This is a genomic window from Flavobacterium sp. UBA4197 (assembly GCF_002379575.1).
In the GTDB taxonomy this organism is placed as follows: Bacteria; Bacteroidota; Bacteroidia; order Flavobacteriales; family Flavobacteriaceae; genus Flavobacterium; species Flavobacterium inviolabile.
The window spans coordinates 157,010-167,732 of record NZ_DFUB01000007.1; the positions used below are offsets into that span (position 1 = coordinate 157,010).

General features: G+C 40.5%; 8 protein-coding genes, 1 tRNA gene and 1 rRNA gene. 2 read left to right on the forward strand and 8 right to left on the reverse strand.

The features are described from left to right. Nucleotides 1–5: 5 nt before the first annotated feature. From B3394_RS04305 to B3394_RS04325, 5 genes are all read right to left on the reverse strand, one after another. Nucleotides 6–83: transfer RNA gene (locus B3394_RS04305), tRNA-Val, on the reverse strand. 91 nt (nt 84–174) lie between these two features. Then, a complete protein-coding gene (locus tag B3394_RS04310) occupies nt 175–1,389 on the reverse strand; it encodes a bifunctional folylpolyglutamate synthase/dihydrofolate synthase (protein WP_286913395.1) in 1,215 nt (404 codons plus the stop codon). Nucleotides 1,390–1,421: 32 nt separating this feature from the next. After that, nucleotides 1,422–2,315 carry an energy transducer TonB family protein gene (locus B3394_RS04315; RefSeq protein WP_286913398.1) on the reverse strand — a complete coding sequence of 298 codons (894 nt, stop codon included), beginning with the start codon at nt 2,313–2,315 and terminating at the stop codon, nt 1,422–1,424. A gap of 121 nt (nt 2,316–2,436) precedes the next feature. Further along, nucleotides 2,437–3,663: a Glu/Leu/Phe/Val dehydrogenase dimerization domain-containing protein gene (locus B3394_RS04320; protein WP_177732246.1), complete on the reverse strand. Its 1,227-nt coding sequence runs from the start codon at nt 3,661–3,663 to the stop codon at nt 2,437–2,439. 75 nt (nt 3,664–3,738) lie between these two features. Continuing rightward, nucleotides 3,739–4,809: an anhydro-N-acetylmuramic acid kinase gene (locus B3394_RS04325; RefSeq protein WP_286913399.1), complete on the reverse strand. Its 1,071-nt coding sequence runs from the start codon at nt 4,807–4,809 to the stop codon at nt 3,739–3,741. 96 nt (nt 4,810–4,905) lie between these two features. Between B3394_RS04325 and B3394_RS04330 the strand changes: the two genes are divergently transcribed. Then, entirely contained in the window at nt 4,906–6,045 is a 1,140-nt protein-coding gene (locus B3394_RS04330) for an acyl-CoA dehydrogenase (protein ID WP_177732240.1), read from the forward strand. An 82-nt stretch (nt 6,046–6,127) separates the two neighbouring features. Further along, nucleotides 6,128–8,539: a hybrid sensor histidine kinase/response regulator gene (locus B3394_RS04335; RefSeq protein ID WP_286913400.1), complete on the forward strand. Its 2,412-nt coding sequence runs from the start codon at nt 6,128–6,130 to the stop codon at nt 8,537–8,539. On the opposite strand, the gene B3394_RS04340 is transcribed toward B3394_RS04335, so the two are convergent. From B3394_RS04340 to rrf, 3 genes are all read right to left on the reverse strand, one after another. Further along, nucleotides 8,536–9,903: a sigma-54-dependent transcriptional regulator gene (locus B3394_RS04340; RefSeq protein WP_286913404.1), complete on the reverse strand. Its 1,368-nt coding sequence runs from the start codon at nt 9,901–9,903 to the stop codon at nt 8,536–8,538. The genes B3394_RS04335 and B3394_RS04340 overlap by 4 nt on opposite strands. A 149-nt stretch (nt 9,904–10,052) precedes the next feature. After that, entirely contained in the window at nt 10,053–10,355 is a 303-nt protein-coding gene (locus tag B3394_RS04345) for a hypothetical protein (protein ID WP_177732231.1), read from the reverse strand. Nucleotides 10,356–10,639: 284 nt separating this feature from the next. Beyond that, nucleotides 10,640–10,723 (reverse strand): 5S ribosomal RNA (rrf, locus tag B3394_RS04350); the annotation flags it as partial.

The window sequence follows — 10,723 nt, forward strand, 5'->3', positions numbered from 1 at the left end:
TTTCTTGGTGGGCGATGAGGGGTTCGAACCCCCGACCCCCTCGGTGTAAACGAGGTGCTCTGAACCAGCTGAGCTAATCGCCCTTTTTGTTGTTGTGATCAGTAATTGTGTTCCTGATTACGGGTGCAAATATAGGACACTTTTTTATATCTGCAAACAAAATCGAAAAAAAATTTATAAAATTTCCGCTACAACAAAAGTGCTTCCGCCAACGTAGATAAAGTCGTCTTTTCCCGCTGTACGCAACGCTTCCGCATAAGCTTCTGAAACAGAATTATATACTTCTCCAAACAATTCAAATCCGGCTGCTTTTTGTTGTAAAACGGAAGCTTCCAGTCCTCTTTGAACATTTGGTTTACAGAAAAAATATTTTGCATTTTTTGGAAATAAAGGCAGGATCGTTTCCAGATCTTTGTCATTTACCACTCCTAAAACAAAGAATAATTTTTCAAATTGTTCCTTTTTTATCTGATTCAGCACAATTTTCAGCCCGTGACTATTGTGTGCCGTATCACAAATTGCTTTAGGATTGCTATGAACCTGCTCCCATCTTCCGTGAAGTCCTGTGTTTTTAACCACATGCCACAAGCCGTTTTTTATATTTTCTTCCGAAATCGTAAAAACATTTTTCAGGACATCAATAGTTTGCAATACTGTTTTTTTATTGTGCACCTGGTAATCGCCCAGCAAAGCTATCGGATAATCCTGCTGTTCCAGATCGGAAGCAAAATAAATCTCCGAAGCACACTCTTTGGCTTTTGCAATAAAAACCGGTTGGGTTGCGGCATTATATTCGCCCACAACCACCGGAATACCGGGTTTAATGATTCCTGCTTTTTCAAAAGCTATCGCCTCATAAGTATCGCCTAAAAACTGCGTATGATCAAAACCGATATTCGTGATCACCGAAACCAGCGGTGTAATCACATTAGTTGAATCCAACCGGCCGCCCATTCCTACTTCTATCACTGCAACATCGACCTGCTGGTCCTTAAAATACTCGAAAGCCAGTCCGACAGTCATTTCAAAAAAGCTCAGATGACCGGATTCAAAAAAAGCCTTATTACGCGCTATAAAATCACAAACATACGTTTCCGGTATTTCCACACCGTCAATCTTAATACGTTCCCTGAAATCCTTTAAATGCGGCGACGTGTACAATCCTGTCTTGTATCCTGCTTCCTGCAAAACGGAAGCAATCATTGAAGAGGTCGAACCTTTGCCGTTCGTACCGGCAACATGTATCGTTCTGATCCCTTTTTCAGGATTATTCAAATGTTTACAAAGCAGTAAGGTATTCGTTAAATCTTTTTTATAGGCAGAAGCGCCTTGTTGCTGGAACATTGGAAGTTGTGCAAACATCCAGTTCAAAGTTTCCTGATAATTCATTTGCTGTAAAAGAAAAAGAGTAAAGAAGTTCTTTACTCTGTCAACTTGAAGTTATATATAATTTTCCCGACCTGTTTGTCAGGTGCGCCCGGGTTTGGGTCAAATTTTGTTTGCAGTGCAGCTATTTTAGCCTGGTCCAGCAGACATTTCGCGGCATTGGTTGTTCCCCTTACTCCGGGTTCTGCACCAATAACCTTTCCGTTTTTGTCCACTTCGATCGCTACGGCAACCTGCCCTTCTTCATTGCAGTTATAATTAGGACGTGGTTTCGAAATCGCTTTACGTCCGGCCAGCTGGTAGTTTCCAACACCGGTTCCGTTACCGCTTCCATAACCGCCGCCTTTTCCGGATCCCGACCCGCTGCCTTCACCGGTTCCGTCACCAGAACCTTTTCCACCGCCGGAACCGCCGCCGCCATAATAACCGGAAGCATTTTTATCGCCGTCCAGTTTTCCTTTATTGCCACTGGCTTTATCATCGCCGTCACCACCGTTTTTAGATCCACCTAACAAATTTGCCAAGGCGTCACTGGTCGATTTGGACGGTTTTTTCTCCGGTACCACTGCCGGTTTATCAACCGGTTTGATAACCGGTTTTGTTTTTTCTGTCTTTTTAGTTGTTGCCACTACCGGAGCATCGTCATAATCCTGCCCGATTATTTCCTCCTCCGGTGCCGGAGCTGCCGGAGTTACTTTAGCATGATTGGCTACGTTTAAAACCTCGCTCCGGAAGTTTTTCCCGGAACCCACATCGCTATCACCGAAATTTACGGCAATACCACCTCCGCCTCCGCCTTCCAGCTGCATTTGCATGATATCAAGACTGGACGTAAATTTCAAAAGAAACAACAGCGCAACAATAAGCCCGCATAAGATGGTTGTTATTACGAATGATTTCTTTTCCTGTTCCGTTTCGAATCCTTTCATTGTCTATTAAATAAGATGCTTTTTATAGTATTAGCAAATATTATTCCTTTTTATATAACGGAGATAAAGGTAAATAATTATTAGTTAAAAAAAACACCCAACTTTCGTTGGGTGTTTTTAATTATAAAAGTTGTTTTAGTGCTATTTCAAAGGCTGTCGCACTGATATTTTTCTTGTCAGCATTTAACGCATGTGCCTTTTCAATGGCTTTGCGAATCGTATCGGACGTATCGTTAAAAATAGCTTCGTCCGTCATCTGAACTTTTTTCTCCATGAAGTAGGCAAATACACGCGCCATACCACAGTTGGAAATAAAGTCAGGGATTAAACTCACTTTGCTATCGGTTTCTTCCATAATAGGACCGAAGAAAATTTCTTTATCGGCAAAAGGAACATTCGCACCACAAGAGATAACTTCCAATCCGGAAGCGATCATGTTGTCAAGCTGTTCTTTTGTTACCAATCTTGAAGCAGCACATGGCGTAAAGATCTGCGCTCCTAAAGTCCAGATTTTAGCATTGATCTCTTCAAAAGGGATCATATTGTCTGCTACTAATTTATTACCGTCTTTATTCAGGAATAATGTTCTGATCTCTTCAAATGTAAAGCCGTCTTCTTTGATCACACCACCGTCTCTGTCGATGATACCGATTACTTTCGCACCCATTTCTGCTAAATAGAATGCGGCAGCAGAACCTACATTTCCGAATCCTTGAACAATTGCTTTTTTACCGGCAACATTACCACCGTAAATATCATAAAAATGACGTACCGCCTGCGCCACACCATAACCGGTGATCATATCGGCAACCGTATATTTTCTGTTGATGTCCGGAGAGAAAGTCGTGTTTTCAATCACTTTTACAACTCCCTGGCGTAATTGTCCAATTCTGTTGATTTTATCAGCTTCTGTCGGTTTAAAGTGTCCGTTAAAAACACCTTCCTGCGGATGCCATACCCCACATTCTTCTGTCATCGGAATTACTTCGTGGATCTCATCAACATTCAAATCCCCTCCGGTTCCATAGTAACTTTTTAATAATGGAGAAACCGCTTTGTACCAACGTTGTAATACACCTTTTTTTCTCGGATCGTTAGGATCAAAGTTAATTCCAGATTTTGCACCGCCAATAGCCGGGCCCGAAACCGAAAACTTCACTTCCATTGTTTTGGCAAGTGAAAGAACCTCATTCATGTCTAATCCTTTACGCATACGGGTTCCTCCTCCGGCTGCTCCACCTCTTAATGAGTTGATTACCGTCCAACCTTCTGCTTCTGTTTCAGCATCTTTCCAATGGAATACTACTTCCGGCTCTTTATTTTCGAATTTCTTCAATAAATCTTTCATTGTATATAATTTTATTGTATTGTTGTTTTTTAAGTGGCACAAATATAGCTTGAAACTCTTAAAGTCTCAAAGTTTTTACTGTATATCATAAATTCTTCCGGAACTGTGATTATACCTGGCTCCGGTAACGCTGGCCAGCACATTGACTTCATTCCGAAGCTTTAAAACGCCCAATAATCCGAAGATCAGAGCTTCTTTAAATTCAATTGTTTTCGGATCCGGAATGGCAATGGTCATGTCCGGCAAATGACCTTTCAAAAGTGCAATCAGGAAATCATTGTAGGCACCTCCACCGGTTACCAGCAGTTTTCCTTTTTTAACCGGCAACGCTTCGGCAATCTGGAAAGCAATATGCTCCGTAAACGTTCTTAACACTGCTTCTGCAGTAATGGGATACTGTTCAATGATCGGAAAAATTGTTTCTTTTACAAATTCAAAACCCAGTGATTTCGGATACTGTTTGCGATAAAACGGCAGCGCATTCAATTCGGCCAGCAAGGCTTCCGAAACAGTTCCCTGAGCAGCCAGCTTCCCTTTGTCGTCATAATCACAACCCAGTTTACCGGCATAAAAATTCAGTACCGTATTTACCGGAGAAATATCAAAAGCGATGCGTTCCCCGTTCTCTTCAAAGGACACATTGGAAAAACCACCCAGATTCAGGCAGTAGTCATATCCTGAAAAAAGCAGGCGGTCGCCAATCGGAACCAGAGGTGCACCCTGTCCGCCCAGTTCCACATCCTGAACCCTGAAATCACAAACTACTTTCTGATGAATAAGTGCGGCTATTTCCGGAAGATTGCCAATCTGCAGCGTAAATCCTTTTTCCGGCTGATGCAGTATCGTATGTCCGTGGGAACAGACCGCATCAATTTCCTGAATGTCATGCCGGCTTATAAAATCACGAATCACCTTCGCTAACAATTCCGTATAGTCTTTATTGAGTTCTTTCAGCCGGGATTCAGAATACGAAACGGCTTCTTTTAATTTTGCAACCCAATCAGCAGAATAACCCACCGTGGCACTTTCCTGAATTGTATAGGTCCATTTTTGATTTTGAAAAGTAAAAACCAGAACCGCCAGATCAATTCCGTCCAGGGAAGTCCCCGACATTACACCGATAACTTTATATACACTATTTTGCATGGGTTAAAATTAGGCAATCCAGTTGAAAGTATGATATTTATACCCTATATTTGGGAACTTTTTAAAAAAACACGCAAACAAAATACTTAAATTAAAATGGATTTTAAACTGACTGAAGAGCATTTAATGATACAGCAAGCGGCTCGTGATTTTGCTCAAACTGAATTACTACCGGGTGTAATTGAAAGAGATGAACACCAAAAATTCCCAGAAGAACAGGTAAAGAAAATGGCGGAACTTGGTTTCTTAGGAATGATGGTAGATCCAAAATATGGCGGAGCAGGATTAGACAGCGTTTCGTATGTTTTAGCGATGGAAGAAATTGCTAAAATTGATGCTTCTGCTGCGGTTGTTATGTCAGTTAACAACTCTTTAGTATGTGCAGGTCTTGAAAAATACTGTAACGAAGAACAAAAATTAAAATATTTGGTTCCTCTTGCTAAAGGAGAAGTTATTGGTGCTTTCTGTTTATCGGAGCCGGAAGCTGGTTCTGATGCTACTTCACAAAAAACAACAGCAATTGACAAAGGGGATTACTATTTATTAAACGGTACTAAAAACTGGATTACAAATGGTAATACTGCTTCTACTTATATTGTAATTGCACAAACAGATGTAGAAAAAGGACATAAAGGTATCAATGCTTTTATCGTTGAAAGAGGCTGGGCTGGTTTTGAGATCGGACCAAAAGAACAAAAAATGGGTATCCGCGGATCCGATACACACTCTTTAATGTTTACAGATGTTAAAGTACCAAAAGAAAACAGAATCGGTGCAGACGGTTTTGGTTTTAACTTTGCAATGGGTGTATTAAACGGAGGCCGTATTGGTATTGCTTCCCAGGCTTTAGGTATTGCTGCCGGAGCTTACGAACTGGCTTTAAAATATTCTCAGGAGCGTAAAGCTTTTGGTAAAGAAATTTTCAAACACCAGGCAATTGCTTTCAAATTAGCCGATATGGCAACACAAATCACTGCGGCAAGAATGCTTTGCTTTAAAGCAGCCAGTGAAAAAGATGCCGGACAGGATATTTCACAATCGGGTGCTATGGCAAAATTATATGCTTCACAGGTAGCAATGGATACTACTATCGAAGCGGTACAGATTCACGGCGGAAACGGATACGTGAGAGAATACCACGTAGAGCGTATGATGCGTGATGCAAAAATCACCCAGATTTATGAAGGAACTTCAGAAATCCAAAAAATTGTTATTTCAAGAAGCCTTATTTCTTAAGATTTTCATCATAAAACGAAAAGTCCAACGCAATGTTGGACTTTTTTTTTGAATAAAAATTCAGATAAATTATCTTTATAGAATGAATAAAAAAGCAAAGTCCTTACAATTTAAAGTCGTAATAGGTTATTTCTTTTTAATCGTTATTGCCATTATTTCCGTTTGGTATATCTATTCTGAAATTTTAAAGATTGCCACCCCAAAAGAAACGGCTTCCGAAGAGAATAAGAAAATATTGATGATCAGTAATGTGGTTACCAACCTGTATGCCTCCGAAGCTGTGGGAAGAGCGGCGATGCTTACCGAAAGCAAAAGCAGCATCCGGGAATACCATCGCCTTTTAGACAGTATCAATGCCGAGATCGAGACCATAAAAACGGATGCCGAAGAAAATCAGCTTGCCAAATTTGATTCCATCCAGATGCTGCTGCAAAAGAAAAGACGCAGTATCAGTGAAATTCTGAACTTCCGTAAAAAATACAGCCACGAGAACAATCTGGACAAAGCCATTACTAAAATATACAACGTTAAAGATTCGCTGGTGCTCAACTTCCAGCCCATCAGCCGTGCCCGGAACAATTCGCAGATCCGGAAATTTCTGGACAATGTGCTCAATCCGCATCAACGGGATTCCTTAAGCATTTTACCGGTTTCGAATGACTCGCTGGTACTGGCTTTTGAAAAGATCATTTCGGATGTTGTCACGAAAGAAAACCGCATCAAAAGTCAGCTGTTCATGAGAGAACAGAAACTACTGGATGAGAACAGGGTTATATCCGACCAGCTCCGCAATGTGCTTACTTCCGTAGAAAAAGAAATTCTGCAAAAATCCTATCAGAAGATCAACGATTCCAAATATGCCATCAGCAAAACCACCAAAAATATCGCCTGGATTGGCGCCGCTGCCTTATTACTGGTATTGCTTTTCGGACTGATTATTATTCGTGACCTGAACATCAATCAGAAATACCGGCAGCAGCTGGAACGCCTTAATTCGGAAAAAGAAGACTTACTCCGAAGCAAGACCATGCTGCTGGCAACCGTAACACACGACATTCAGACACCTTTGGGTAGCGTGATCGGTTTTTCCGATTTATTAAAAAACACACCGGTTACGCCGAAGCAGCTGCAATACCTGGACAACATCAGGCACTCCTCGCATTATATTCTAAAGCTGGTGAATGACCTGATTGATTTTTCAAAACTGGAAAACAACAAAATAAAGATTGAAACAATTAATTTCAATTTTAAGGATCTGATTGAAAATACCTGCCAGCCATTGGTTCCGAATGCTACTAACAAAGGGATCCAACTACGCTGGGATGTCCCTGAAGAACTGGATGCACTTTATATTTCCGATCCGTACCGGATCAAACAGGTTCTGACCAATCTGGTTACCAATGCCATTAAATTTACCCAGGAAGGTTCTGTAAGTGTTTCCGTTAGCAAAGACGCCGACTGGATTTCGATTGCCGTTACCGATACCGGAATCGGAATTCCGAAAAACAAGCAAAAAGCCGTGTTTAAAGAATTCACTCAGGCACATTCGGGTATTGAGAAGAAATTTGGCGGTACCGGATTAGGGTTAACCATCGCCAAACGTATCATGGAGCTTTTAGGCGGCAGTATTTCACTGGAAAGCAAAGAACATACCGGATCGACCTTTACGGTTAAAATCCCGAATGTAAAAGCCCCGGATCAAAACCGGCATTCCGTTTCCGACAATCAGGAAAAGAAATACGATTACCTGGAAAACAAACAGCTGTTAATCGTTGATGACGATCCTATGCAGTTAAAACTGATGGAAGAAATATTTGCCAATTATCCGGTTTCGGTTACCACAACAACCGATGCTTCCAAAGTGGTGGCTTTGTTAAAACAAAATCATTTCGATTTAGTACTCAGTGATATTCAAATGCCCAAAATGGACGGTTTTGAATTGGTCGAAAAAATAAAACAGGACGCTTCCATCCGGGAAATCCCCGTAATTGCCCTGACAGGCAAACGCGATCTAATCCAGGAAGATTTTATCCGGAAAGGATTCATCACTTTTCATCCGAAACCGATTCAGCTGGATAAGTTATTACAGCAATTACAGGCTATTTTTGAAGGAAATACCCCGGTAGAAATAAAATATGACACGGCGGTGGAAAGTACCGAAAAACTATATGACTTAAGCAGTCTGAACCAGTTTACCCAGAATGACAAAACTGCCCTGAACAACATCATAAAGGTTTTTATAAAAAGTAGTACCGAAAATATGGAAGCGCTAAACACGGCTGCTCAAAATAACGACTGGGATGCCGTTGCACAGCTCGCACACAGGCTGATTCCGATGTTAAAACAAATGGAAGCCTATGCTATTGTAGACCGGTTGATCCCTTTGGAAGACAAAACCTTGGATCTTAAGGCAGCGGATCGTACCGTTTACCTGAAAACACTGACCGACCAGATGAACAACCTGATCGAAAAACTAAACATCGAGCTGGATTAAAGCTCGATGTTGTACAGTTTTATTTTATTGTAGAGTGTTTTTCTGTCTATACCCAGCAATTGGGCTGCTTTGGTTTTATTGAATTTCACTTTTTCCAGGGCTTCAAGGATGGCTTTTTCTTCATCCTTTGACGAGTAAAGCAAAAATTCGCTTTCGTTTTTATCCTGAAAATTGTTTTCAAACATTTCCTGAGGCAAAACCTCTTTTAAAACCGTATCGCCTCTGGACAATAAAACGGAACGTTTGATAATGTTTTTCATTTCTCTTAAATTCCCCGGCCAGTCATACGTGAGGAACAAATCGGTGACATCCGGAGAAAATCCCAGCACATCTTTTTCAAGATCACTATTTGCCATTTCCAGAAAGTGATTGGCAAAAATCAGTATGTCGTTTTTTCTTTCGGAAAGCCTTGGCGCCTTAACGCTAAACTCGTTCAGACGATGGTATAGATCCTCTCTAAAATCGCCTCTTTTCACCGCTTCCTGTAAATCTTCATTGGTTGCCGCGATAACGCGTATATCGACACCCACTTCGGTATTACTGCCCACCGGTTTTATTTTGCGTTCCTGCAAAGCCCGGAGCAGCTGTATCTGGACTTCATAGGAAAGATTCCCCACTTCATCCAAAAATAACGTTCCGCCGTTAGCCGCTTCAAAATGACCTGTTTTATCATTGATCGCACCGGTAAAAGATCCTTTTAAGTGGCCGAAGAATTCACTGGAAGCCAGATCTTTCGGAATGGCTCCGCAGTCGACCGCAATAAACGGTTTGTCTTTTCGCTTGCTTTGCAAATGTATTGTATGGGCAATATATTCTTTTCCGGTTCCGCTGTCGCCTATAATCAGGACAGACATATTGGTTGGTGCCACTAAACCGATATAATCATGCAGCTGATTGGAATGATCGCTTATTCCTTTTACAAAAGGGAAATCCTGGTTTTGCGGCTTCTTTTTTTCTTTTACAGGAGCATCCGTCACTACTGCAGCAGTCTGCGGCATTCCTTTCTTTGACAACGCCTGGTTGATAGTGTGCAGGATTTCATCCGGATTTATCGGTTTCCCTACGTAGTCAAAAGCACCCAGCTTAATTGCATTTACTGCTGTTCTGATTTCAGTATAACCTGTCATCAGGATAACCTGTGTGCTGAAAGATTTTGATTTAATTAATTTTAAAAGCTCAATCCCATCTTTATCCGGTAAGCGTATGTCTGTAAGTACAATGTCGAAGCTGTCGTTTTCCAAAGCAGTCTCTGCTTCTTTTGCAGAAAAAACATTGGTAACAGCGAATCCCTTTTTCTCCAAAAAGGTTTTCAGCATTACACAGAAAGAGATATCGTCATCAACAACTAATATTTTCGAACTCATCTAAAATTAAATTTGAAACCGTACAAATTTAACGTTTTTGGTTGTTAATAAATGTTAAGTCCAAAAAGTATATAAACAATAAAAGGAGGCAAAGCCTCCTCTCACTGAGTAGAAAAATTCTACTTATTCACCTTACTACATTCCAATAATTAAGCTTCTTTGATGAATTCACCTGTTGATGAAAACAACGCTACTACAGACTTTCCGTCTTTTTGTAATGTTAATTTGTATTCACCGTCAGCGGCAACAGCAGCACCGGTTAAGGTGTATCCTGCATATTTTTCACCAATTTTTTTCAACGCATCAGCACTTACTTCTGATGGTTTAATTTCTTTATATTCTTTATCCTGATAGATAGCAATTGATGGAACCTCTGAAATTGAAACGTTGTTTGCCATAGCAATTGTTCCTAATCCTAAAACTAAAACTGTTGATAAAAGTAAATTTTTCATAATATTAAATTTTATAGGTTGTTAAATTGTGTTACACTAAACCTATATGAAAAAAGCATACCAGAATACCAACAGCAGCAGTAAACACAATCAAACAACTAATAATCAGTTATTTAAAACAAAAACAGTTATTATTTATTTAGAAAAAACAATGTAGAAACTGTTACAGTGTGTAGAATTATTCTACATTTTAGTCCGGAAAAAGTGTGGAGAAAGGGTAATTGCCTGATTCGCAATTTTATTAAAAACAAAAAACCCTATCCAAACGGATAGGGTTTTCAAAAGAAAGGCGGCGACATACTCTCCCACAGGATTGCAGTACCATCTGCGCAGGCGGGCTTAACTTCTCTGTTCGGAATGGGAAGAGG